The 25035-nt window shown below is 34.2% G+C and carries 29 protein-coding genes and 1 pseudogene; all 30 read right to left on the bottom strand.

Translation table 11 applies throughout. The features are described 5' to 3' along the window. Window positions 1–75: 75 nt before the first annotated feature. Entirely contained in the window at window positions 76–1338 is a 1263-nt protein-coding gene (gene leuC, locus RSTT_RS03135; protein WP_096525643.1) for a 3-isopropylmalate dehydratase large subunit, read from the bottom strand. 3 nt (window positions 1339–1341) lie between these two features. Beyond that, entirely contained in the window at window positions 1342–2892 is a 1551-nt protein-coding gene (locus RSTT_RS03130) for a 2-isopropylmalate synthase (protein ID WP_096525642.1), read from the bottom strand. A gap of 298 nt (window positions 2893–3190) precedes the next feature. Beyond that, window positions 3191–3454 carry an S-adenosylmethionine:tRNA ribosyltransferase-isomerase gene (locus RSTT_RS07180; RefSeq protein WP_096525641.1) on the bottom strand — a complete coding sequence of 88 codons (264 nt, stop codon included), beginning with the start codon at window positions 3452–3454 and terminating at the stop codon, window positions 3191–3193. A 5-nt stretch (window positions 3455–3459) separates the two neighbouring features. Then, window positions 3460–3630: a hypothetical protein gene (locus tag RSTT_RS07175; RefSeq protein ID WP_172412841.1), complete on the bottom strand. Its 171-nt coding sequence runs from the start codon at window positions 3628–3630 to the stop codon at window positions 3460–3462. A 94-nt stretch (window positions 3631–3724) separates the two neighbouring features. Next, window positions 3725–3979 carry an S-adenosylmethionine:tRNA ribosyltransferase-isomerase gene (locus tag RSTT_RS07170; protein WP_096525640.1) on the bottom strand — a complete coding sequence of 85 codons (255 nt, stop codon included), beginning with the start codon at window positions 3977–3979 and terminating at the stop codon, window positions 3725–3727. Beyond that, entirely contained in the window at window positions 3976–5100 is a 1125-nt protein-coding gene (locus tag RSTT_RS03115) for a SpoIID/LytB domain-containing protein (RefSeq protein WP_096525639.1), read from the bottom strand. The genes RSTT_RS07170 and RSTT_RS03115 overlap by 4 nt, the downstream gene beginning before the upstream one ends. A gap of 234 nt (window positions 5101–5334) precedes the next feature. After that, window positions 5335–5508: an epoxyqueuosine reductase QueH gene (locus RSTT_RS07070; protein WP_096525638.1), complete on the bottom strand. Its 174-nt coding sequence runs from the start codon at window positions 5506–5508 to the stop codon at window positions 5335–5337. Continuing rightward, a pseudogene (locus RSTT_RS07065) lies at window positions 5498–5626 on the bottom strand (hypothetical protein); the annotation flags it as partial. The gene RSTT_RS07070 and the pseudogene RSTT_RS07065, both read right to left, overlap by 11 nt. Window positions 5627–5725: 99 nt before the next feature. Then, window positions 5726–6748 (bottom strand): Holliday junction branch migration DNA helicase RuvB, encoded by a 1023-nt coding sequence (gene ruvB / locus RSTT_RS03100; RefSeq protein ID WP_096525637.1) that lies wholly within the window; start codon window positions 6746–6748, stop codon window positions 5726–5728. Window positions 6749–6857: 109 nt separating this feature from the next. Continuing rightward, window positions 6858–7268, bottom strand: a complete 411-nt coding sequence (locus tag RSTT_RS03095; protein WP_149030029.1) for a hypothetical protein — start codon at window positions 7266–7268, stop codon at window positions 6858–6860. After that, entirely contained in the window at window positions 7255–7824 is a 570-nt protein-coding gene (locus RSTT_RS03090; RefSeq protein ID WP_149030028.1) for a hypothetical protein, read from the bottom strand. Before RSTT_RS03090 ends, RSTT_RS03095 begins: the two co-directional genes overlap by 14 nt. 88 nt (window positions 7825–7912) lie before the next feature. After that, window positions 7913–8527: a Holliday junction branch migration protein RuvA gene (gene ruvA, locus RSTT_RS03085; protein ID WP_096525634.1), complete on the bottom strand. Its 615-nt coding sequence runs from the start codon at window positions 8525–8527 to the stop codon at window positions 7913–7915. A gap of 27 nt (window positions 8528–8554) precedes the next feature. Then, the gene (gene ruvC, locus RSTT_RS03080) at window positions 8555–9127 is read right to left on the bottom strand and encodes a crossover junction endodeoxyribonuclease RuvC (RefSeq protein ID WP_015423470.1); all 573 of its coding nucleotides are present in this window, start codon (window positions 9125–9127) and stop codon (window positions 8555–8557) included. Window positions 9128–9149: 22 nt separating this feature from the next. Then, window positions 9150–9905, bottom strand: coding sequence for a YebC/PmpR family DNA-binding transcriptional regulator (locus RSTT_RS03075; RefSeq protein ID WP_096525633.1), 756 nt, complete (start codon window positions 9903–9905; stop codon window positions 9150–9152). Between the two features lie 75 nt (window positions 9906–9980). Then, window positions 9981–10397 carry an ATP synthase F1 subunit epsilon gene (gene atpC / locus RSTT_RS03070; protein ID WP_096525632.1) on the bottom strand — a complete coding sequence of 139 codons (417 nt, stop codon included), beginning with the start codon at window positions 10395–10397 and terminating at the stop codon, window positions 9981–9983. 34 nt (window positions 10398–10431) lie between these two features. Further along, complete coding sequence (atpD, locus tag RSTT_RS03065) at window positions 10432–11844, bottom strand: F0F1 ATP synthase subunit beta (RefSeq protein WP_015423473.1); 1413 nt, start codon at window positions 11842–11844, stop codon at window positions 10432–10434. 2 nt (window positions 11845–11846) lie between these two features. Then, on the bottom strand, window positions 11847–12692 hold the full coding sequence (gene atpG / locus RSTT_RS03060) for an ATP synthase F1 subunit gamma (RefSeq protein ID WP_015423474.1): 846 nt from the start codon (window positions 12690–12692) through the stop codon (window positions 11847–11849). Continuing rightward, window positions 12667–14208 carry a F0F1 ATP synthase subunit alpha gene (gene atpA / locus RSTT_RS03055; protein WP_096525631.1) on the bottom strand — a complete coding sequence of 514 codons (1542 nt, stop codon included), beginning with the start codon at window positions 14206–14208 and terminating at the stop codon, window positions 12667–12669. The genes atpG and atpA overlap by 26 nt, the downstream gene beginning before the upstream one ends. Next, complete coding sequence (locus tag RSTT_RS03050) at window positions 14205–14561, bottom strand: F0F1 ATP synthase subunit delta (RefSeq protein ID WP_015423476.1); 357 nt, start codon at window positions 14559–14561, stop codon at window positions 14205–14207. Before RSTT_RS03050 ends, atpA begins: the two co-directional genes overlap by 4 nt. After that, window positions 14542–15051: a F0F1 ATP synthase subunit B gene (gene atpF / locus RSTT_RS03045; RefSeq protein WP_096525630.1), complete on the bottom strand. Its 510-nt coding sequence runs from the start codon at window positions 15049–15051 to the stop codon at window positions 14542–14544. Before atpF ends, RSTT_RS03050 begins: the two co-directional genes overlap by 20 nt. A gap of 19 nt (window positions 15052–15070) precedes the next feature. Next, window positions 15071–15277 (bottom strand): ATP synthase F0 subunit C, encoded by a 207-nt coding sequence (gene atpE / locus RSTT_RS03040; RefSeq protein WP_015423478.1) that lies wholly within the window; start codon window positions 15275–15277, stop codon window positions 15071–15073. Then, window positions 15274–16047: a F0F1 ATP synthase subunit A gene (locus RSTT_RS03035; protein ID WP_172412840.1), complete on the bottom strand. Its 774-nt coding sequence runs from the start codon at window positions 16045–16047 to the stop codon at window positions 15274–15276. Before RSTT_RS03035 ends, atpE begins: the two co-directional genes overlap by 4 nt. Window positions 16048–16615: 568 nt before the next feature. Further along, window positions 16616–17287 (bottom strand): lipoate--protein ligase family protein, encoded by a 672-nt coding sequence (locus RSTT_RS03030; protein ID WP_096525628.1) that lies wholly within the window; start codon window positions 17285–17287, stop codon window positions 16616–16618. Next, on the bottom strand, window positions 17256–17579 hold the full coding sequence (locus RSTT_RS03025) for a methylated-DNA--[protein]-cysteine S-methyltransferase (RefSeq protein ID WP_197701966.1): 324 nt from the start codon (window positions 17577–17579) through the stop codon (window positions 17256–17258). Before RSTT_RS03025 ends, RSTT_RS03030 begins: the two co-directional genes overlap by 32 nt. A gap of 90 nt (window positions 17580–17669) precedes the next feature. Further along, entirely contained in the window at window positions 17670–18968 is a 1299-nt protein-coding gene (locus RSTT_RS03020; protein WP_096525627.1) for an excinuclease ABC subunit UvrC, read from the bottom strand. 21 nt (window positions 18969–18989) lie between these two features. Then, window positions 18990–20531, bottom strand: coding sequence for a murein biosynthesis integral membrane protein MurJ (murJ, locus tag RSTT_RS03015; protein WP_096525626.1), 1542 nt, complete (start codon window positions 20529–20531; stop codon window positions 18990–18992). A gap of 341 nt (window positions 20532–20872) precedes the next feature. Continuing rightward, on the bottom strand, window positions 20873–22087 hold the full coding sequence (locus RSTT_RS03010) for a UvrD-helicase domain-containing protein (protein ID WP_096525625.1): 1215 nt from the start codon (window positions 22085–22087) through the stop codon (window positions 20873–20875). Then, window positions 22071–22973: an ATP-dependent nuclease gene (locus RSTT_RS06490; RefSeq protein WP_197701965.1), complete on the bottom strand. Its 903-nt coding sequence runs from the start codon at window positions 22971–22973 to the stop codon at window positions 22071–22073. The genes RSTT_RS03010 and RSTT_RS06490 overlap by 17 nt, the downstream gene beginning before the upstream one ends. 23 nt (window positions 22974–22996) lie before the next feature. Further along, entirely contained in the window at window positions 22997–23734 is a 738-nt protein-coding gene (locus tag RSTT_RS06485; RefSeq protein WP_197701964.1) for an AAA family ATPase, read from the bottom strand. Between the two features lie 378 nt (window positions 23735–24112). After that, window positions 24113–25012, bottom strand: coding sequence for a tRNA (adenosine(37)-N6)-dimethylallyltransferase MiaA (gene miaA / locus RSTT_RS03000; protein WP_096525624.1), 900 nt, complete (start codon window positions 25010–25012; stop codon window positions 24113–24115). Between the last annotated feature and the right edge of the window lie 23 nt (window positions 25013–25035).

Below are 25035 nucleotides of genomic sequence, written 5' to 3'. Positions count from 1 at the left end.
GCTCCTTTTTGATTTTAGGGCTTTCGATTTAATTATCATTTCAGTAGTAATTCATTTTTTTTGCTGGGTTTCGCATTAAATCTCATCCGGTGATGCTATATAGCCTTTTATTGCTGATGCTGCCGCTACCGCTGGGTTTACCAAAAATAACTGAGATTCAACATGTCCCATTCTTCCTCTAAAATTTCTATTTGTAGTTGAAGCGCACTTTTCCCCTGATGCGAGTATTCCCATATGTCCGCCAAGACAAGGTCCGCACGTCGGTGCAGAAATTATGGCTCCGGCGTCCATAAATATCCTGAGTAGTCCTTCATCTAAAGCTTGAGAGTAAACTTCCGGCGTAGCAGGGATTATAAGCGTTCTAACATTAGAATTTACTTTTTTGCCTTTCTTTATAATCGATGCTGCAACTCTTAAATCCTCAATTCTGCCGTTAGTACAAGAACCTATTACGACCTGATCTATATAAGTTTTTTTAATATCTTTTACGGCTTTAGTATTTGATGGTAAAAAAGGCATTGATACTTGGGGTAAAATTTTACTGCAGTCTATTTCATATATTTTTAAATATTTCGCATCTTTATCGCTTATATAAAATTTGTATTTTCTTTGTGCTCTTTTTGCCACATAATTTTCGGTGGTTCCGTCAGGCGTAAAAATACCGTTTTTCCCGCCTGCTTCAATAGCCATATTAGTTATCGTAAATCTGTCAGCCATTGTGAGTTTTTTACATAAAGGACCGTCGAACTCCATTGAGTTATAAAGTGCTCCGTCGACGCCGATGAGTCCGATTATATAAAGTATAATATCTTTGCCGCTTACCCATTTATTTAATTTTCTGTTTAAAATAAACTTAATTGAATTGGGAACTTTAAACCATATTTTTCCGGTTGCCATAGCGGCTGCAATGTCTGTTGAACCTCCTCCCGTTGAAAATGCTCCTAATGCTCCGTAAGTACACGTATGTGAATCTGCACCTATAATAACATCTCCCGGAACTACAATGCCTTTTTCAGGAAGCAAGGCATGTTCTACACCTACATTTCCGCCTTCGTAGTAATGTTTTATTTTATGCTCTTTTGCGAATTCTCTTACAAATTTGACGTGTTCTGCACTTAAAATATCTTTATTGGGCGTAAAATGATCCATAACTAAAGCTATTTTGTTTTTATCAAAAACCTTTTTTATTCCTGTTTTTCTAAATTCTTTTACTGCCAAAGGCGCCGTAACATCGTTTGAAAGAGCTATATCAATTTTTGGCTCTATAAACTCACCGGGCTCAACAACTTTTTTTCCGCAGTGTGAGGCCAATATTTTTTCTGTAATAGTATTGCCCATTTATTATTTCCCCTTTTTATTGTCATAAAATAATTTTGCTTTATTAATTGCCTGTATATAAGCTTTTGCGCTTGCCTCAATTATATCCGTTGAAGTTCCTTTGCCTGAATAAATCGTTCCTTTATATTCTGCTTTTAAAACAACCTCTCCGAGGGCATCTTCTCCTGAAGAAACGGATCTTAATGAGAAATCCGTAAGTTTAATATCCATATTTATTATTTTATCTATTGCTTTATATGTCGCATCAACAGGTCCTGAACCGCAGGCTGCTGCCTGTAAAGTTATGGATTTTGTTTTTTTGTTGCCTTCGCTTTTTGATATTTTTACAGTTGCTGTAGGTATTGTTCCGGTGCCTGAGGTAGCGCTTAAGTAATTCAAAATAAAAGTCTCTTTTCCCGAAGAGGTATCTTCCTCAATTAGAGCAATTATGTCATCATCAAAAACTGTTTTCTTTTTGTCAGCTAGAATTTTAAATTTTTCAAATAGATGTTCTAAGGTTTTCTCATCTAATTTATAGCCTAAATCTTTAATTCTTTTAAAAAATGCATGTCTGCCTGAGTGTTTGCCTAAGACCAACAAACTTTCGGGAACACCTACATCGGCAGGACTCATAATTTCATAAGTTTCCCTTGCTTTAAGAACTCCGTCTTGATGAATTCCAGATTCGTGAGCAAAAGCGTTTGCTCCGACAACAGCTTTGTTTACCTGCACTAAAATTCCGGTTAACCTTGAAACAAGCTTGCTTGTATTGTATAATTCGTTTGTCTTAAGTGTATGTTTCACGTTGTAGTAATGATGTCTTACTTTCAATGTCATTGCAATTTCTTCAAGGGATGTATTTCCTGCTCTTTCCCCTATACCGTTAATTGTGCATTCAATCTGCCTTGCACCATTTTCGATTGCAGATAAAGAATTTGCAACCGCAAGACCTAAATCATTATGACAATGAACGCTTATAATTGCTTTATTTACATTGGGAACTCTTCTCTTAATTTCAGCTATTTTATTGCCGAATTCAATAGGAGTTGTATAGCCTACCGTGTCAGGAATATTTACTGTAGTCGCGCCTGCATCTATAACAGCTTCTACAACTTTACACAAAAAATCCATATCAGATCTTCCTGCGTCCTCAGCTGAAAATTCTACGTCTTTACATAAACTTTTTCCATATTTAATGGTTTTTACAGCCATATCTAATATTTGTGCCCTGGTTTTTTGGAGCTTCTTTTCAATATGTAAATCGGAAGTTGCTAAAAATATGTGTATTCTGGGCTTTTTTGCATATTTTACGGCATTCCAGCATGTAGTAATATCTTTTTCGGAAGCTCTGCACAGCCCTGCGATTGAAGATGTTTTAATCTGCTGCGATATTGTTTTTACAGCTTCGAAGTCTCCCTGACTGGAAATTGGAAATCCTGCTTCAATAACATCGACGCCCAAAGCCGCAAGCTGGTTTGCAACAAGCAGTTTTTCTTTTAAATTCATACTTGCGCCCGGCGATTGTTCTCCGTCTCTTAATGTTGTATCAAAAAATATTATAGTGTCTTTTTCCATTTTTATTTCTCTCATAATTATTTTTTTAGTATTACAAAAATAATCACAGACTAAGTTGCCAATACTTTAAAATATCATTTAGTTTTGATAATGTTTTTATAATCATTTTTGTTTTCATTTTTATGTTTATGCATATATTATAAAAAATTTGCGACATTCGGCATTGACCCATACCGTGCCGCAAATTTTCTTTTACAATATTATATTAAAATTGTACATTAAATTGCATTATTTTACAAATCCTGTACTGCTTGGATTTATATTATGTGATGTGAGTGTATTTGTCGTGATGATTGTGCTATAAGATGAGCATTGAATCACCATAGGAAAAGAATCTATATTTTTTTACGGCTTCCTTGTAAGCCTTGAGCATAATTTCTCTTGAAGAAAAAGCGCTTGCCATTATAATAAGAGGTGTTAATTTGGGAATATTAAGAGCAGTTATATATTTAAAAGTTTCCCATCTCGCATGAAGAGTTAGCGTCGCAATATTTATGCCTTTTTCTTTAAAAAATTTTAAAATATTTTCGGTAAAGTGGAGACCTGCTGTAGGAGCTGCAATAGCGCCTAAAGTTTTGGCGTAAACTGTTTGATACCTTTTGTTGGTCTATCAAAGTCTGATAGTTTCCGCGCAAGTCTGCCTTTTCTTTTGGGTGGCAGCGGCATAATACCATGTTCCTGTAAAATTCCAGGCTTGTTAAATTTAACTATAGTTTCACCTGGTTCTGTTTTTGACATTATCTCGCATTCATAACCATTTTCAAAATATGCTTTGGTTTTATCAAAACTTTATAGTGTTCATCTTTTTGACATGGATCAAGAAATAGTATTTCTACTTTCCCTCCGCTTTTTTTCTGCCGAAAAGCCTTGACGGAACAACTTTTGTAATATTGATTATAAGACAGTCGCCGGTGCTGAAATATTCGACAACGTCAGAAAATTTTCTGTGACAAAATTTTTGCGTTTTCCTGTTGACGACAAAAAGTTTTGAATCCTGTCTATTTTCAACCGGTTTTTGTGCATGTGCAATTAACTCTTCCGGAATTTCATAATCATAATTAAATAAAAGATCTTCCTTGTATGTCATTTATAAACAACCTTTTTAATTGTTGTTCCGGGATAAAAATGAGCTAAAATCTCTTTGTAGGTTTTGCCTTTTTCCGCCATACCTTTAGCACCCCATTGGCATAAGCCTACTTTATGTCCCCACCCTCTGCCTTTAAAATAAAATTTATTGCCGTCTGTTTTTATAAAGTCGAAAGTGTGGCTTTTTATATACCATGTGTCAACCGCGAGACGAAATTGATAGGCGTTTAATGTAACTTCTCCTTTTGAGTGTGTTATTTTTAATTCCTTTGCGGCACCTGTGGGAGTTTTTCCTTTGATTTTGATACTTTTAATTTTTCCGATGTTATTATTTGAAAGTTGTTTTCTTATAAAACTTTCATCCAACGTTTTTTCCCATTTTGTATGCGGAGCCGTATCGCAATAACCGCATTTTACCCCTTTTAAGTACGGAGGCATATCTTTCCAATTCCATATATATTTTGGATCTTCGGTATGTCCGCCGCAGTTTGCATGGAAAACAGTCTGTGCAAATTTTCCGTCATAGCTTAAAACTTTGCATTGAGTTTCTAAAACTGCTTTATTGCAGGAGTCGACTTCAACGCTGGCACCATCGTAAACCTGACAATGAGTTGTAGAACATATATCAAATCCTTGAGACGAATGTTTGTTTAAATTTGTAATCGCGTATGTTCTGCTTATTACAGCTTGAGATTTTAAGGCTTCTATGTTCCAGTTAGCTACTGCTTCTTTAGGCAAAACGCTTTTTATATAATCTTCTATGGGCAAAACATTAATAATATTCATTTTATTCTCTGATTTTATTATCATTAGATATCCTCTATAGAGTTTGGAATTAGCAAAAATGCGGCCGTTTGAAGATTCTATTTTTACAGGCGGTGACAAAAGATGTTTTTTTATGCTGATGCCTTCTTCAGAACATAAAACTTCAACAGTGCCTTTAGTAAGTCTTAATTTTTTATTTGATGCGTCAGAGATAAAAAAATCCTCTAAACTGCCTGTTGTAAAAGAAGAGGTATTAAGTATTATGCCGACATTTATGGTTTCTTGCGCGTCGTATGATGCATATATGTTACAGCATAAAAAAAAGACAATAAATAGTAATAAACCTTTAATGTTCATTTGATTTCGTTAATATGCCATAGTGAAAAAACAGGGCTTTGAAGCACTCTGTCTTCCCTGATTCTTTCATTATTGCGCAGTGCCAGGACGACCCCAGACTTTTTTTACTTTAACCTTTTGTTTAGTGATTTATTGCAACCGCAATATTTTATATAATACCCTTTTTGCCTTAAAGAATTTTTACTTTCATAAACCATATTCTGAAATCATCATATAAGAAATTTATCATATATTTTATTTATAGGCAAAATTGCCGACAGTTTGTTTTATTAAGTCATGTTTTTGGTAAGGGGCTTGAAAGAAGCAAAGTGGAAAAAAATCAAATTTATTTTGCCGTGCAAACATTGCGGTTTTTTCTAGTTTTAATGTATAGCAAATGTTGCATTTTTCAGAACTTTTATTTTCCATTTGCCATAGTTATAAAAAAACACATTTCTTCATAAAATGGAACGTTTAGTTCTTCTGCGTACTTTACCGCCGCCTCTTTTCTGTTTTTATATTCCTGCTCGCTGTAAATATTGGGATTATACCAATAGAAAAAATATTATATCCGTCACAGAACATTTTTACTGCGGATGCCGAATATGGATCGCAACAGATATGAAGTAAAACTTTCTTTTTCACTTCACAAAAGCTCTCTTTGGGAGTTTTTTGGAGGATCAATGCCTATATGTTTGTATCCGTCTGAGGTAACAACTCTGCCTCTTGGCGTTCTTGCTACAAAACCTGATTGTATAAGATACGGCTCATAGACGTCAGTTATAGTATCCGACTCTTCCGCTACGGCTGTTGCAATAGTATCAATACCTACGGGACCGCCGCCGAATTTCTCAATTAAAACGGTAAGAATAAGTCTGTCTATTTTATCCAGTCCCGCACTGTCGACTTCCAAAGCATTCAGCGCTTCTTTTGCTATTGCATGCGTAATTTTGCCGCCTCTTACTTCGGCAAAATCTCTTACTCTTTTTAAAAGCCTGTTTACTATTCTTGGCGTTCCTCTTGAGCGTCTTGCGATTTCTTTGCCCGCATCTTCGTCAACACCAATGTTCATTATTGCCGCAGAGCGGTTAACTATATGCTCAAGTTCTTTTATAGCGTAGAAATCAAGATGCTCTATAATCCCAAATCTATCTCTCAAAGGGCTTGATAAAAGTCCTGCCCTTGTTGTTGCGCCTATCAACGTAAAGCGTGGAACTGGTAGTTTGATTGTTCTCGCTGAAGGACCTTGTCCTATTATAATATCAAGTTCAAAGTCCTCCATAACCGGATATAAAGATTCTTCGACAAAGTGATTCATTCTGTGGATTTCATCTATAAAAAAAACATCGCCGTCAGAAAGATTTGTCAGTATTGCCGCCAAATCTCCGACCCTTTCTAAAACCGGTCCCGACGTTATTCTCAAATTACAGCCCATTTCTTTTGCGATTATATGAGAAAGAGTTGTTTTGCCTAGTCCGTGTGGCGCATAAAACAAGCAGTGATCTAAAGCTTCATGTCTTTTTTTTGCAGCTTCTATAAAAATTTTAAGATTATTTTTGAGTTTATCCTGACCTATAAAATCGTCAAGAATCTGAGGTCTTAAAGAATTTTCTATTCTGTTTTCTTCAGTAAGTTTTGAACCTTCTACAATTCTTTTTATTTCGTTCATAATTTAACCCTTTTAAGTACTCTCAGAACGTAATTGTCGTCTATATCAGTACAGCCCGCTCAATGAAAGCTGTCCATCTTGTTTAAGTTTCCAGTCGTTGTTACCTACTTCATCGGCAATAATCTTCAAGTACGTTCAATATAGTTTGATTTTCAGTCGTTACACCGTTTTTCAAAAGCGGCAATATATGTAACACTGTTTCGTCAAAAGTCGGATTTCTTTTTTCTCTTTCCATTCTGCGCAGATAGCTAATTAGGTAATATCTAATACGCAATTTAACGTCAATATGCGTCTGAAATTTTGCATTCTCTTTTATTGTAAAAATTTTTGTTTGTTCGTCGTAGTCAAAACTTTCACGAAGCAAAGTCGTAAGATCTGAATATTCCTTCTTTAACAAATCAAGAAAACCAAGCTCCAGTCCCTTAATAATTAACTCGTCGTTTATCTGTTCTAAAGTTGCGCCATTGTTTTTTGCAATTATCCCCTCTATCGTCTGCGTAACTATATCAGCTATATCCATACCTAAATTCGCTTTCATTATCCCAAAAAGATAAATCTGCCGCCGTACCTTTTAAAATCTGTACGTTTGAAATTGTTTTATCATTTATAAAATATTCCATTTCTTTTTTTGCCTCGCTTACCTTTTTATAGCGAAGTTCAAAAGTTTTAATGAAATTCACATCTTTAGGAACTGGAGCTATCCTATATCGATAATACTGAAATGCAGCAACATTGCCGCCATTTTCTGTTTTTACATAGCTTGAAGCATGATAAGTTAAATTAACTCTTGTGACCAGTCCTGAAAACATCAATAATAATGAACTTTTAATATTTTCATTTTTCTGCTTTTTTATTATTGATTTTAATAACGCAAGCCGCACCATTTGTATGTCGCTGAATAGCTTGTCAACAGTATCGACGTCTGAACCCTTGGGTAGCGCAAGTTTTTTTGGTCCCGGATATTTCTTCAACGCTTTTTCAATTTCTTCTTTTGTTTTTGGTTCTTTTTTAACATACTCGTCCTTCACTTCTTCAAATGCCTGCGCTAAATCAGATTGTCTAACAATCGTAGTCATAAGCAATGACTTCACTGTGTTCTTTTACTTTTTAAAATAACAAAAACAAATTTCAAATAATAAGTTTTGAGAATGAGATATTTTCAGGTTATAAATACTGCAGAGATTTTTTTATTAAGTCTTCCAGAGTAATATTTTCATTGTTTTCGTAAACATTGGTTACTGCAACTCTTGCCTGCTGCATTTTGTACCCCAAAGTTATAAGACCTGCTATGGCTTCCGAAACCATAGTATTTTTAATTGTCTCTGCACCTGTCTGTTTTTCTTTGTTTAAAACATTTACTGTGGATATTTTGTCTTTTAAAGCGACAATAAGTTTGTCCGCAGTTTTTTTTGTAAAACCAAATATTTCATTTAGCATTGACGGATTTTTTGAAATTATCGCAGTTTTGAAATTCGCAAAAGATTTGGAAATTTTGTCGGTATATTCCATAGCTTTTTTGGCACCGATTCCATGAACTTTATCTTTTATGAGAAGATACATCTCTCTTTCTTCTATTGTAAAAAAACCGTACAAAGAGATAACTCCGCCATACATTCCCGCGGTAGATTCAACTATATATATTTTTATCGGATTTCTAGTTTCAGGAAGTTTTAAAAAAGTTGAAATCGGGACTGATATTTCATAACCGATGCCGTTAACATCGATGGTTATGCCATCTGTTGATTTTGAATCAAGGGTTCCATATAAGTAATCTATCATTATAAGTCCTTTCTTTTATTTTGAATATTATAAAGAAAAGAGTTTCTTTAAGAGATTTGGCTTTGCAGATTCTTTAAAAACTTTGTTTTTCAGAAAGACAGATGCATTATTGTTGTTGTTTGCATTCCAGTTTATAGTATTAACATGGCACACTGCAATCGCAAGAGCATCCGCGGCATCATCAGGCTTAGGTATCTCTTTAAGTCTTAAAAAAGTTTTTACTATACGCTGCATCTGATACTTATCTGCCGATCCGTATCCCGTTAATGCTGTTTTGACGCTTTTAGGATTATATTCAAATAACGGTATTTTGTTTAATGACGCGGTTAAAATAATTGCCCCTCTTGTCTGCCCGACAGCCGCGATACTTTTTGTTGCTTTAAAAAAAAACAACTCTTCTATTGAAGCAACTTCGGGTTTATATTTATCTATAACGGACTGAAGTTTTGTATTGATGGTTTGTAATCTTTGTATAAGGGGTACTGACGGCATTGTTTTGATGCAACCGTATTGCAAGGGATTGACTTTGTCTCTGGAGAAAGCTTCAACAACGCCCCATCCGGTAAGCGAAAGACCGGGATCAATTCCGAGTATTATCATTTTATGTTATGTCCAAAGGCACTTAAGCATTTAATTTCTCCATATCTTCGCTGGAAATGTCAAAATTTGCATAGACATTTTTAACATCGTCGTGATCTTCCAACGCATCCATAAGTTTCAACATATTTTTTGCATTGTCGCTTTTAAGAGCAATCTGAGTCTGCGGAACCATCGTAACTTCGGCTGACTCAACCGTTATGTTTTTTTCTTTTAAAACATTTTTTACGGTTTCTAAGTCTGAAGAAAGCGTAATAATTTCATATACATCGCTATCTGCTTCACTTTTAAAATCCTCTACTGCTGCCTCTAAAACTGTATTCATTACGATTTCTTCGTCTGCGGCAGATTTTTTGACAGTTATATAACCTTTTCTCTCAAACATCCATCCTACGCAGCCCGCTTCGCCGAGGTTTCCGTTATGACTTGAGAACATTTTTCTTATATCCGATGCTGTTCTGTTTTTGTTGTCGGTTGTTACTTCAACAATCAGCGCTACTCCTGCAGGACCGTAACCTTCATAGACCATTTCTTCGTAAATAGCTCCGGGTATTTCGCCGGTGCCTCTTTGTATAGCTTTCTTTATATTATCCTGCGGCATATTTGCTTCTTTGGCATCCTCTATAGCCTTTCTCAAGCGTGCATTGTTTTCAATTTGTGCCCCGCTTTCTTTAGTTGCAACTACAATTTCTCTGATAATTTTTGTGAAAACCTTGCCTTTTTTTACATCTGTTGCAGTTTTTTTGTGTTTAATACTCGACCATTTATTATGACCTGACATATCTTTAACTCCTTAATTTTGTTTTTCATTGTGCCTTGAAGTTTAACGTAAAATAGCAATATTACTTTTTTATAATTATATTTTTTTCCGCTTAATTTCCAAACCGGATTTTAAATCAACTGCCGATTTTTTCAACTGTGACTCAATAGCATACATATTGACAAATTCTTTTCTCTTGTTTTTCATATCTTTTGCATGATCTATCGCCTGTTTTATTTTTTGTCTGCTTATTTCATCAGAGTGAGCCGCAAATTCGGTAACAACGTTTACATTATTGTTGACAATTTCTATAAATCCGCCGCTGACGATAATCTTTTTTATGCCGTCGGTAGCTTCAATTATTATTTCGCCGCTATTTAATTTTGTTATAAGATTTATATGCCCGGACAACACTGTGATTATACCTCTTGTAGTAGGGAAAGAAACCGATGGAGTTGCCCCTTTAAAAACGATTCCTTCCGGCGATAAAATCTCTACTTCAAACTTGTTCATAATTCCCAATTTAAATTTATTTATTTTTCTTATTTTAAGAATATTTTTTAGATTTTTCAGCAGATTCTTCTATAGAACCGACCATATAGAAAGCTTGTTCTGGCAGAAAATCGTATTTACCTTCGATAATATCTTTAAATCCTTTTATAGTATTTTCGGTTTTAACGTATCTTCCTTCAAGACCCGTAAAGGTTTCAGCAACAAACATAGGCTGTGTCAAAAATTTTTGTACTTTTCTTGCTCTTGAAACAGTCAATTTGTCTTCATCGGAAAGTTCATCCATACCAAGTATTGCAATGATATCCTGTAAATCTTTATATTTCTGCAAAATTTTTTTCACAGACATTGCCGTATTGTAATGATCTTCGCCTATAATATTAGGATCCAAAAGTCTTGAAGAAGAAGTAAGTGGATTAACTGCGGGATACAATCCCTGTTCCATAATTGATCTATCAAGTGTCAGTGTTGCATCCAAATGAGCAAAAATCGCTACGGGAGCCGGATCAGTATAGTCGTCTGCGGGAACATAAACTGCTTGAACGGAAGTAACAGAACCTTTATTTGTCGAAGTAATTCTTTCCTGCAAATCGCCCATATCCTTTGCAAGGTTAGGCTGATATCCTACTGCAGACGGCATTCTTCCAAGAAGAGCGGATACTTCGCTGCCGGCTTGAGCAAATCTGAAAATATTATCGATAAACAACAAAACGTCTTCTCCCTTTTCATCGCGAAAATACTCGGACATTGTAAGAGCCGTAAGCGCTACCCTCATCCTGTTTCCCGGAGGTTCGTTCATCTGTCCGAATACCAAAACGGTTTTATCCATAACTTTTGATTCAACCATTTCCATCCATAAATCAGTTCCTTCTCTTGTTCTCTCGCCCACTCCCGCAAAAACCGAATGTCCTTTGTGAACCGCGGCGATATTCCTTATAAGTTCTTTAACTATAACGGTTTTTCCTACTCCTGCGCCGCCGAAAATTCCTATTTTTCCGCCTTTAGTAAAAGGAGAGACCAAGTCTATTACTTTGATTCCAGTTTCAAGCATTTCAGGAGATGTTTTCTGGTCCATAAAAGCAGGCGCGGCTCTGTGTATAGGGTGTCTTTTAACAGAATCGTCAATTTTCCCTAAAGCGTCAATAGGTTCACCTAAAACATTAAATATTCTGCCGAGTGTTTTTTCGCCTACTGGAACTTTGATAGGAGCAAAAGTTCTTGTGGCTTTCATTCCTTTTTTCATTCCGTCTGTCGAACCCATCGCTATTGTTCTTACTTCGGAATTATCCATTTCAAACATTGTCTCAAGAATTAAATCGCTTCCGCCTGGCATTTTTAAAATCAGTGCCTCATAAACTTCAGGGACGGCATCTTCAAATTTAAAATCCACGACCGCACCCTGAACTCTTATAACGGCGCCTTGCACACTTACATTTTCTTTATTTTCCATTTTTATATTTCCTGTTGTCCGTTGGCAAGATCTAAAATTTCATTTGTAATTTTTTCCTGTCTTGACTTATTGTAAATATTAGTTAAAGAAGCTGAAATGTCATTCGCATTGTCTTTCGCATTTTTCATAGCAGTCATTCTTGCCGCTTGTTCTGAGGCGTAAGCGTTCATAAATGCACTGTAGAATTCAACTTCAAAGTAATAGGGAAGCAAATCTTCAAGAACCTGTTGCGGGTCAGGTTCAAAAATATAATCCATTTTGTTTTCTTTAAAACTTTTATCAGGTTTTACCGGAAGAATTTCTTCGATAGCCGGTTTCTGCACAAGCATATTTTTGAATTCCGTATATATTACGCTTACTTTTGTAACTTCGCCTGAAATATAAAGTTTCTTTGCTATGTCAATTATGGGATATATGTCATCATATTTGGGGAAACTTGTTCCCATACCAAAAGATGCAAGCACGTTATAGTTGTACCTTGTCGCATCATTTGCAGATTTCTTGCCTATGGCAACGACATAGTCGCTGGACTGCACGTTAAAACTTACTTTTTTGAATAGATTTACGACAAGTCCTCCGCAAAGTCCTTTGTCAGGAGAAATAATATAAATCAATCTCTTGCCTTTTCTTTCTTTTGAAAACTTTTCTATTTCATCATATAAATCTTTATCCGTAAGGATTCTTTGAACCATATATTTAATTTTTCTTGCATACGGATTGTGTTTTTCAACATAATTCTGTGCCTTACGTATTTTAGACGCAGCTATCATCTCCATAGCTTTCGCTATTTGGGCTATGCTATCTGAGGTTTTTATTCTTTTTTTAAGCTGTTGCAGATTCTGTGCCATAGTTATTTATTTTTTTAAACTCTTTTATTTCTTGTTCAAGTTCTGCTTTTAAAGAGTCGTCTATTTTTTCGCCTGTTGCAAGTTTTTTAACAGTTTCAGGATATGTTTTCTTTATAAATTCTGTCATCTGTTGTTCGGCTTCGAGAACTTTATTTACATTTATGTCGTCAAAGAGACCGGATGTTACGGCAAAAATCGATAATATTTCTGAAATTTCGTCATAAGGCTTGTACTGCTGTTGTTTTAAAATTTCAGTAATTCTTTTTCCTCTTTCGAGTCTTTTCAGTGCATATTCATCCAAATCGCTTCCGAACTGCGTAAAAGCCTGCAATTCTCTAAACTGCGAAAGTTCGAGTCTTACGGGTCCGGCTAATTGTTTCATTGATTTAGTTTGTGCCGCTCCTCCTACGCGTGAAACAGAAAGACCGACGTTGATTGCCGGACGTATGCCTGAATTAAATAAATCGGCTTCAAGATATATTTGTCCGTCGGTAATTGAAACGACGTTTGTAGGAATATACGCGGACATGTCGTTCCCTTGAGTTTCAATAATGGGAAGTGCTGTAAGAGTTCCTCCGCCGTTTTTATCAGACATTCTTGCGGCTCTTTCCAAAAGTCTTGAATGTAAATAAAAAATATCGCCTGGGTACGCTTCACGTCCTGCAGGTCTTTTAATTAAAAGAGAAATCTGTCTGTATGCCCATGCATGTTTTGTTAAATCGTCGTAAACAACTAAAACATCTTTACCTTTATCCATAAAGTATTCGCCGATTGCGCAAGCCGCAAGAGGTGCAATGTACTGCATTGAAGCTGGATCTGAAGCTGTAGCTGCAATGACAACAGTATAATCCATTGCGCCTTCTTCTTTCAATTTTGCCGTAATTGAGGCTAAATTAGACTTTTTCTGTCCTATAGAGCAGTATATGCATATAACGCTTTTCAAACCCATATCGAGCTTTTTCTGATTTATTATAGTGTCAACTGCTATCGCAGTTTTTCCCGTACCTCTGTCTCCTATTATGAGTTCTCGCTGCCCCCTTCCTATCGGAGTCATTGCATCGATGGCTTTAATGCCGGTTTTTAAAGGGTTGTCAACAGAATTTCTCTGAATGATGCCGGGAGCTATTTTTTCAACCGGATAATGGACGGAATCTATATGTTTCAATTCGTTGCCGTCTATAGGCTGTCCCAAAGTGTTTATAACCCTTCCTATCAATTTATAGGAAACAGCAATGCTTAAAACTTTTCCTGTAGATTTTACTTTCATTCCGCGCACAATATGTCCTGAATTTTTAAGCAACACTATTGAAACATAATCTTCATCAATATTTAAAACGAAACCTATAGATTCATCTTCAAATTCTATTTCTTCATAATAGCCCGCATTGGAAAGACCTGAAGCTTTTACGATTTCATCGCCGACAGTCTCAATAACTCCAAAATTTATAAGTTCCGGTTTTGCCTGAGTAGAATACAGCTCTTTTTCAATTTTTTGTATTATTTCTTCTGGTTTCATAAGTTCTCTCTTATACCGTTTAAAATTCTTTTTATTATTCCGGAAACGCTGTAATCCAAAACAAAATCGCCGTATTCAAACCGCACTCCGCCGGAAATATTCTCATCGTCTCGTTTAAACAAAATTTTTCTATTTGGAAACATAGCGTTAATTTTCTTTTTATTTTCATAGCTTAACTCGCCGGCAAAACTAGCGGTGACAGTGTTATTTTTTATTTCTTTTGACAATAACCGCATAAACAGTTTAAGCTCCTGCCTTGAAAAATTTGAAAAAATCCACTCCAAATCTTTTGTACTCAGTTCATCGTATTTTACAATAGATTTTGTGAGTTCTCTAATTTTTGATATTTTCATCTATCTTTTCCAACGCTCGCGACATAAGTTTTTGCTTCTCGGTTTCAGTAAATAAATCTGACAAAACTTTTGACATAACTTTTCCGGAAATATCTACGGATATTTTTCCGATTTTTTTATTCATACTTTCAAACTCTGTTGCCGCTTTCTGTTTCGCTTCGTCTATAATCTGTTCCGAACGCTGCTTTGCTTCTATAACCGCCTTTTCCTTTGTTTCTTTGATTGAAACTTTTACCGTTGCCATAAGCGTATCAGCACTGCTTTTAGCTTTCGCGAGAATATTCTTTTTCTCTTCGGATGCATTTTCCAAGACAATTTTTGCATTTTCAGCATCCTGCAAAGATTGTTCTATCTTGCGTTTTCTTTCATCAAGTATTTTCTTTAAAGGCGCAAATAAAAATTTCTTAAGAATAAATACTATGATTAAAAAGTTTATCAGCTGAAATAAAAATAATTTTGCTTCTAAACCGAATTTTTGTATTATTTCCATTTTTATCTCTTTTTATTAATTACTTAGTAAATGCAAAAATAAGAGAGTAAATTGCTATAGCTTCAGCAAATGCCATTGCTATAAGCATGTTTATCATTATTTTTCCTGACGCTTCAGGATTGCGTCCGATAGCCTCAACAGCTTTTGCTCCGATAAAACCGATTCCCAAAGCCGGTCCTAGACCTCCTACTGCAATGATAATTCCGCCTGCAAGTGTAAAAATCATTTCATTTCTCCTTTTTTACGTGCTTCACTATGTGATTTATCCGTCATTATATGCATAAAAGCCATTGTAAGCATTGCGAAAACTATTGCCTGAATAAGAGCAACCATAATCTCAAGAATTATAAAAGGAAGCGGCAAACCGAATGGAAACAAACCGTACATATTCGCCATAACTCTTTCTCCAGCAAAAATATTTCCAAATAAACGGAAAGAAAATGAAATAAGTTTTGTTATTTCGTTTACAAATTCCAAAATCCCTACGAATAAAAATATAGGAAACATTTTGAATGTAATAAATCTTGTAAGATAGGCTTTGATGCCGGTGTATTTTATACTGAAATAATGTGTTACTATTACGGAAATGGCGGCAAGGGCAAGAGTGAAATTTAAGTCGCTTGTAGCAGCTCTTAAAAACGGCACTCCGTGATGTTCCGATGTCAATGTTTGGAATCTTATTGACTCAAATCCAGGAAACTGCGCAAGCAAGTTTGAGATTAATATAAACAGAAAAAATGATAAAACCCAAGGATATATAAACGAAGCTTTTTCTCCGGCAATTTCCTCGGTGGTTTCTCTGAAATAATCAACAATTGCTTCAACGGCATTTTGTATGTTGCCGGGTTTAAGTGCAATTGCCCTGCTTGCTGTTAAAACCAGCGCAATGATAGCAATATCAGTAATAACCGTAGCAATAACGGTATTTGTTACTGGAAAACCTGCTATTGAAAATAATATTTCGGGACTTAATTGCATCTTAAAGATATGCCTCAATTTTATTTACGGCTTATTAAACGGATATCGCTTTAAGTATTGCGTTAGTATATAAGTAAACGACTGTTGCCGAATATATGCTTTTTGCGTCTGAACGTTGTGTTTTAAACCTATTGCTTTGATTACTCTCTAAATACGTGCTGCAAGACAAATTAGGTGCAACTCCGTCTCTTTTGAATATTTTAAAAGCAGATAGATTATTATTATAGCAAACCGACTGTGTTAAAAATTAGTAATTTTTATCCCGCCGGAATCATAATTACTAAAGTAAAAACATACCACCGTAAAAAAATACAGAACCGGTATGCCGTAAAAAACTATTTTTTAAACTTTTTTGCAATATAAACAAGAGCAAGCCTGCATTTATTTTCTTTTTCTATATTTTATAGTTTAAAAGTTATCCATTGAAATTTTATTTGAATTATTATATTATGATATTGATGTATTTTACTTATTAAATGCTGTTTAGTCAATGAACGTATGTGACGTTAAAAAATATTTTATAGGCAAGTTTTGATATTTAATATTTATATTCCATTCTGCTTTTCTTTGTCTTAACATTTTTATATTAAAATTTGTTATTCCATTGCAGATTTGAGTATTTTTTCCCGGCAATCTTTTGGGCTTGCTTAATGTCGTTATTGTCAAAACTTGAAGTTTTTATCTCAGTTTTAAGAAACTCAGCCGTATTTTTTGCAAAGTTTACGGAAAAAACTTTTTTTTCGGCGATATTTAGGCGTATATGAATTGATCCCTGTACTATAAGTTTGCTACCTCGTCTTCGCAAACACGATCCTGCAATTTTTTTGCCGTTTAAAATCAAATCGTTTTCGCAGAAAGTCTGGACGCATATAATGCTTGTATTTCTCGTCTTTTTATTTAAAATTATAGAATTAATCCCAAGCGCCTGCAAAGCTTTTTGTATTGCCAAATGAATGTTTCTGTAGATTTCCTGCTGGTTGTACACGTTGAAAAAGTCTGATGATGTAATAACACTGTATGATATATCGTTATGATGGTTTACCGTAAGCCCTCCGGTAAATCTTCTTACGAGTCCGGATTCGCCCGCATCTTTAGCTTTTTGAAAATATCCTATTGTTGTGTATGCATTGTCCCAGTAATAAGTTCTTAATACGGGATTGTTCTTATATTCATTAAACAGCATTTCATCAAGCGCCATATTCATTGCCGCATTTCTTGGAATATCGTCAATCCAGCGAAGCATCTTTTCCGGTTTCATTTTCGTATCTAAGCATTTTTAATTTTTTCTTTATTCCGCCGGCTGCAGAATAGCCGCCCATTTTTCCGTTAGTTCTTATGACTCTATGGCAGGGAATTACCGGCGCAAAGGGATTTTTGCTTAACGCTGTGCCTACCGCTCTTGCAGCTTTAGGCGCTCCTATATTTTTTGCAAGCTGTAAGTAAGTTAAAGTTTTTCCTGCGGATATTTTAAAGCACGCTTTCCAGACTTTTACGTAAAAGTCTGGATAGTTTTTCATCTTTTCAATAATGTCTTTTGGTATTTTTTTCACAGTTTATCCTATAATTAGAAGTTTAGTTTTATTAATGCTGATCAGCGTTGTAAAACCGTCTTCTGACTGATCAATAGAATGATATAAATTTTATACTCCGAACTCTTTTGCTCTGAGTTTTCTGTGATAGCTTACGGCAAATCTGTGCGCTTCATCTCTTACGGACTGTAAAAGTCTTAAAGCTGCCGAATGTCTGCTTAAAAGCATCGCGCTATCTTTGCTTGGTAAAAAAATTTCTTCATTCTTTTTTGCAAGCGAAATTATAGGAATTTGCGACTGAAGCTCTTCAAGCGCGCTTACCGCGGCTCCAAGCTGTCCCTTTCCGCCGTCAATTAAAATCAGATCCGGCAGTTTTTCATTCTTTCTTATTAATGATGAATATCTTCTGAAAACGACTTCTTTCATGCTTGCAAAATCGTCTGCGCCGGCAACGGTTTTGATTTTAAATCTTCTATAGTTTTTTTTGTCGGCAATACCGTTTTGAAATCTTACCATGGAAGCAACGGCATTCGTCCCCTGTATATTTGAATTGTCAAAGCCTTCTATTACCGCCGGCTGGTGTTTTAATCTCAAAACATTTTTTAATTCGTTTATGCTGTTTGCTCTTTTGACAGAGTTATTTATTTCGTCCTGCGTAATTTCGCTTATAATAACTCTTTCAGACATATTTTGCAGCGCATAAAGCCTGTCTCTTATTTCTTTTGCTTCTTCATAACGCATATTTTCGCTTAAGTCAAACATCTGCGTTTTCCAGTCGTCTTCAAGTTTTTTAAATTTGCCATTTAAAAATAACTCAATATCTTTGATTTTTTTTTTATAATCTTTTGACATAATTTTACCGAGACACGGACCGGTACACATTTCCGTATGATGGTAAAGGCATGATTTAACCTTTTTTTCTTCGGGAAGAGATTCTTCCGATAAATCCATCTTGCACGGACGGATTTTAAAAAGTTTTACAAGCCATCGGACAAATTTTTTTATATAAAAAACCTGCGGATACGGTCCGAAATACAAAGCGCCGTCTTTAAGTTTTTTTCTTGTAAGCGCCAAACGCGGAAAGTCTTCGTCTATTGAAAATTTTATGTACGGATAGGATTTGTCATCTTTCCACATTGAATTGAAATAGGGCTGGACTTTGTTTATCAGCTGTCTTTCAATTATCAGCGCTTCTCTTTCGGAAGTACATAAAATATAATCAATTTTACGCATTGCCGTTATAATAGAGGCAGCTTTTGAATTTATATCGGCGTTAAAATATGATGATACTCTGTTTTTAAGACTTTTTGCTTTACCGATGTATATAATGCTGCCGACTCCATCGCGCATTATATAAACCCCGGGAAGTTTTGGAATATTTTCAAGTTTTTTATTTTTATGATCTGTCATACAAATTCACGCTGTTCTCGCTCATTTTTGTTTTCTTGATAAAAACTGCATAAATGAATTTAATTCTTCAGATTTTAATATGTATGAAACTGCTGCAAATGCGGCTAAACCTGAAATTATTGAAATAGGGACTGAGATAAATAAATTTTCTGAAATTCTGCATACATTCCAAGCTGTAATGCCGGTAATAACGGATGCAAACAGGGATTTTGAAGATGAAAGTAATATTTTTTTGAGACCAAGTTTACCTATGCGTTTTCTGAGATATGCGGCAAGTAGGAACAGATTAAAGTAAGATGACGCTGCTGTTGCAAGCGCAAATCCGCCGACACCCATAGGACGCATTAATAAAAAACATAAAATAACGTGTAAAATCATAGCGCTTATAGCTATTTTGACAGGCATTTTTGTATCTTGAAACGAGTAAAATACATTTGCAAAAATTTTTGCGGCACCATAAGCTGGAAGTCCTAAAGAATAATAAAATAAGGCGTTGTACGTCATTAAAGATCCAGAATAATTAAATTTTCCGTGCTCAAATAAAAGTTTTACTATAGGAAGTCCTATAACCATAAGTCCTGCCGCTGCGGGAAGAAGGATAAAAACTGTAAACCGTATAGAGTAATTGAGAGAATTTTTAAGCGCTGTTATATCTTTTTGAATATAAGCTTTTGACATTGCAGGAAGAGAAGCAGTCGCAAAAGCAAGTCCGAAAACCGCCAGCGGCATCTGCATAAGTCTGTTGGAATAATAAAGCACTCCTGCGGGTCCGTCCCCAAGAAAAGATGCGTATACATTGTCAACAAAAGCATTTATCTGATCTGCAGATAAGCCTATCATCGAAGGTATCATAAGAAATGCGATTTTCTTTATGCCCGGATGTTTTAAATCAACTTTGAATTTTAAATGCCAGCCCAGACTTTTAAGTTTAGGATACTGTATAAAAAAATACAGCGCTCCGCCGGCAACAATGCTTACGGCAAGTCCTTTAAGCTGATTTCCTTGTATAATTGCCGGAGCAAAAATAAGCATATAAAAAACCTCAGAAAAACTTATTGCCCCCGGAGCAAGCGCCGGAATAAAAAACGAATGTAAAGTGTTTAATACTGCAAGCAGAAAAGCGGCAAGGCATATGAAAAGAATTAAAGGAAACAACAGTCTTGTGAGTTCTATTGTAAGTTGCATTTTTTCGGGATTATTTGCAAATCCCCACGCTGTCAATTTTGCAAGGGCAGGAGCAAAACATATTCCTAAAATAGATATTGCTGCAAGTATCAACAATAAAACTGTAAATATTGCATTTAAAAATTTCTGTGTTTCTGTTTTTTCCTTTGTGTTCAGGTATTCGCTGAGTACCGGTATAAAAGCCGCTGAAAATGAACCTTCGCCGAATAGACGTCTGAAAAGGCTTGGAATTTTCAAAGCCGCATAAAAAGCATCGGCAGACATGCCGATGCCGAATAAATTAGCGACAAGCATATCTCTTATGTATCCGAGAATTCTTGAAAGAGCAGTGCCGAAAGCTGTTTTTACGGCGTTTTTTGCAAGCGTTTTATTTCCCATATTTACTTTAAGCGGAACTTATTCTTCCTTTTTAGTCTGCGGACTATAATTACAGGTTTATCCCTTTCTAGTTCCAGTTTTTTGCAAGTCTCCGCAGCATTTTAGATATGCTTTGGATATGCTTTGCAATAATGCGATTTTTAGATGGTTTACTTTAGATATTTCGGTAGCAAATATTTCAGCTGACAAATTTCTAAATTATTAATATTATACGAAATAATTTCTCGGTTTCAGTGATTTTGGTAAGATTAAGATATTGTTTATTATAGAAGAGTTTTTTGTTCAAAAAATTTTATTGTAGTTTATCTATTTCCTTTCCAAATCTATTCAAATTTAAGTTTCTAAAAATTCTTTTTATATAATTTATATAGTTGAACCTCTCTTTTAACGTCATCATAAATCTTTTCAAATGATATTCCTCTCTCTTCAGCTCTTTTAATATCAATATCATCGTCATTAACAACAATAGCAACACTGTATTTAGCACGTGTAATTGCTACATAAAATTTAGCTCTTGCTTCATTTGTTAAAGTACTCTTATTATCAACTATCCATTTTTTCATATCCGTCGTTGGATAAATAAGCACTCTTTCAAATGTTTTTCCTTTGGATTCTCCAAAATTAAAAACACGATAGGTTTTCACCATTTCTACATTTCTATTCCATCTGAGTTGAATTACATTATTATAAATATGCATATATGGTTCAATATCTTTTTTCCTCAAAAGAAAAATACCATTATGACTTATATTATTATTATTGCAACATGCACATGTATTGCTTTTGGGAAACTCTGGATAAAGATCTGATGAATAATCACATATTTCTTGATTATTACGGTGTGATACGTTTAAAGAAGTATAATCAATTTTAATTAAATTTTTACAATTTTCATCAAGAAAATCTTTTATTTTACCACCTTTATATTTCTGATTTCGAACTGCTCGATGTGTCGAATATGTTACTTGACGAGGATCAGCTGTTAATACAATATTAGAAGATTTTTTGAGCAACAATTTTATAATATCTAAATCATATCCCGCCAAATCTTGAGCTTCATCAATAAATATGTAGGAATAAATTCTCGTAATTCTATTTATAACTTCATTATTTGAGGACTTATTTGCTTTAAAAACAAATTTTGCCAGCTTATCAGAAAATATTTTATTTCTGTTGTCAAAAAAATGCTTTTTAAAATCCTTTTTCTCTGCAGAATCTGTAATAATAGGCTTATCATTTTTATTATATTTATAACCGGATTTTTCATTAAGTAGAGTTAAACCTTTTATATTATATTCAAACATTGCCCCATTATATGAACCTTGATACGGTCTTGCACCGTGTTGAATCAAAAAAGAAAACCATGGTTGAATTGTCACAAGTTCTGGAATGCAATTATATTCACTAATAAATTTTTGTTTTATTTCATCAGCATTATTATCTGTATATGTTGTAAACAATATTTTCTCATTTTTGATTTTCATTGCTTCATTCACAAGAAATGTTGTTTTGCCGGAACCAGCAACTGCTATGATTAATCTATTGTTTTTGTTCATTACACCAGTCTATTGCATTATTAATATAGTCAGGATATTTAATTTTTTCTTTTGCATTTGCATTAAAGATTTTCAATGCACATTCAGTTTTATTATGCTCCTGCTCCATATAATCAGCAACTGATTTTGGCGTGTGATATTTACTAGAATTAATTTGTAAAACTTTGCAAAGAAGCTTTAAATTATCTTCATCTTTGTTTGCATCTGCTATTTGAGGTTCTAAAGTAGGGAATTCTACTCTCTTATCTGCAAATATCTTAATAAACTCATCTTGTTTATAACCTTTATACTTATTTTCAATGTTTTTTTCAAAATTTCCATCATTATCGGCAACAACAGCAACAGGCTTTTTTATCATTTTTGCAACATCTAAAAAACGTTTAAAAGCAAGACCTTTTACAGAAATAACATCTATCTCTTTTTCTATTGGCAATGCGTTGTTGTTTTTATCCATAAACGCTCTTTGGATAATTAATTCATCTGATGCTCCTTCCACAAGTATTGCCTTTTTGCATAATATCATCCTTAAAGTCTCATAACCCGGCAACTTCTCAAAAAATTTATAAGTTTCTTCTTCTAAAGAGTTAAATGAAGAAGATGTCCGTTTATCTTTTTCTTCATTTAGCAAAATTAGATTTTTAAGTTTTAATTTATTTGCTACAAAATTATTATGCGTTGTAATAATTATTTGTTTTTCTTTGCATTTATCATTAATACTTTTAATAAGTTGATTTAACTTTGTGTGTGACAAGTGATTTTCAGGTTCTTCTATTAAAATTAAGTTGGATTCTTTTGCCCTTTTATGCGCCAATGCAAGATTAGTACTGATTAAACATTGTTCTCCTTTTCCTATTTGATGAAACGGAATGCCGTTAAAATAAGTCATTAAAGCGTTTTCCCAAGTATTCTCTACTGATAAATCAACAGATATTTCAATTTTTTTTTAGAAATATCAGGATTTTCATCAATTTTTCTATTTAGTGTTTCTTTTGAGTCATTTATAAATGTTTCTTCTATTGATTTCCTATAAGTCTGTAATAATGTGGCTGATTCTCGTACAGTTAAATCATCCTTAATTTTAGAGATGTATATATTAGAACTTCGGGCAGATATAGAAGTAGAATTTATTAAAACAGATTTAATGGGTATTTTCTTTTTAATAATATTGTCACGAGCAAAAGACATCCGCACAATTTTATAATATTCAATTGGAATGCTAGTTATTTTTGTTTTTATTAATTCGTTGTAATCCCCCTGATATTCATCATTAAATTCAATTTTTAAACAAAGTCCGCAATTCTTCTCTTTATCACTATTACCATCTCCTTCAAATTCTGGCAAATCATTGCTGTCAAAAAAAATCTCGATTAAAACCCTCGGCGGATTTTGATGGTTATCTATTCCATTTAAACTATCTAAGTACTCTTTCTCTATTTCTTTATTAAAAATATACTCTGACAATTCATTATTGCTCAAATACTTCCCATTGAGAAAATAGCCTGATAAAACAAGATGTATTGCTTCGAGAATAGTTGATTTACCCGATTCATTGTATCCTACTATAATGTTCATATCTTTATTTAATTCAAGAGAGAACTCTCTAAAACATTTATAATTTTCAATTTTAATTTTTTTAATATAATTCATATTTTGATAACCATTAAATATTTTTAATTAGGTATAAAGCTTTAATAAATCATTACTATCTTAATCACCGAACTCATTTGAGATTCTTATTCAAACGCACAAGAGACTTTCTGAACTTATCTGTCATTCTGAAAAGACAAAACCTTTGAAGAATCTAGAAAAAAGAGAGTGTATGTTTCTGGGACTTCATCCGCCTCAACATGACAAGTAAAGATTAAAATTCCTGCGGTTTACCGGCATAGTTAATAAGGTTTCCTGCTTTTTGTTTCTATAAAATAGAATAACAAATTATTTTATCAAATCAAAATAATTATTATTTTCCCTCGTAAAAATAAAAGCTTTCAAACTGTAATCGTCTTTAAACTGGCTGAATATTTTTTAGTAGAACATAAAATCAACATCAGGCTGAGCTTTAAACCATGTATTTTGTCGTTTGGCATAATGCCTTGTATCTTTTGAAAATTCTAAAATTAAATCCTCTTTTGAAATCTTTTTTTCAAGGTACTGTATTATGTGTCTGTACCCTATGCCGCTTAACGCAGAACAGTTTTTATCAAACCCCATATTTAAAACTTTTTGCGTTTCCTCGATCATTCCGTTTTCAATCATATATTTACATCTCTCATTAGTTTTTTTATAGAGAATTTTATTATCAACGGATATGCTGTAATGTCCAAAATTATATCTCGGACTTTTAGACTTAAAGTGTTCTTGCATGGTTCTGCCTGAAAGAATATTAACTTCAAGCGCTCTAAGAAGTCTTTGCGGATTTTTTTTGTTCTTTTCGGCAGCTTCCGGGTCTGATTTCAAGAGTACACTATAAAGTTCGTCTTGAGATTTAGTCTTTAATTCTTTTCTTAACGTTTTATCCGCTTTCGGCATCTCATCAAGTCCGTAAAGCAAAGCTTTAATGTATAGTCCCGTCCCGCCTGTTACAACGGGAACTTTTCCCTTTTTTAAAATTTCTGAAATCTTTAAATCGGCATCTTTTACAAATTTTGCAGCGCTGTAATTTTGATCAGGATTTAAAATATCAGTTAAATGCTGTAAGACTCCGTCAATTCTGCGGAGTCCGTTTTGTAAAAAAACTCCCTCTTTATTTGTACCGGTATCTAAATATTTATAAATCTGTCTTGAATCGCAGGAAATTATCTCGCCGTTTTTTTCTTTACAAAACTCGACAGCTTTTTTTGTCTTTCCGCTCGCAGTTGGTCCTGAAATAACAATTATGTCTATAATTTTTGTATCGTTCCTGTTATAGTGAAAGTACAAAGTCATTGAAGCATCCGCCTATACTAAGC

Origin of the sequence: Candidatus Endomicrobiellum trichonymphae (assembly GCF_002355835.1) — a bacterium.
Taxonomy (GTDB): Bacteria; Elusimicrobiota; Endomicrobiia; order Endomicrobiales; family Endomicrobiaceae; genus Endomicrobiellum; species Endomicrobiellum trichonymphae.
The sequence above is the reverse complement of the archived record's forward strand: the minus strand, read 5'-3'. Positions and strand labels throughout refer to the sequence as shown.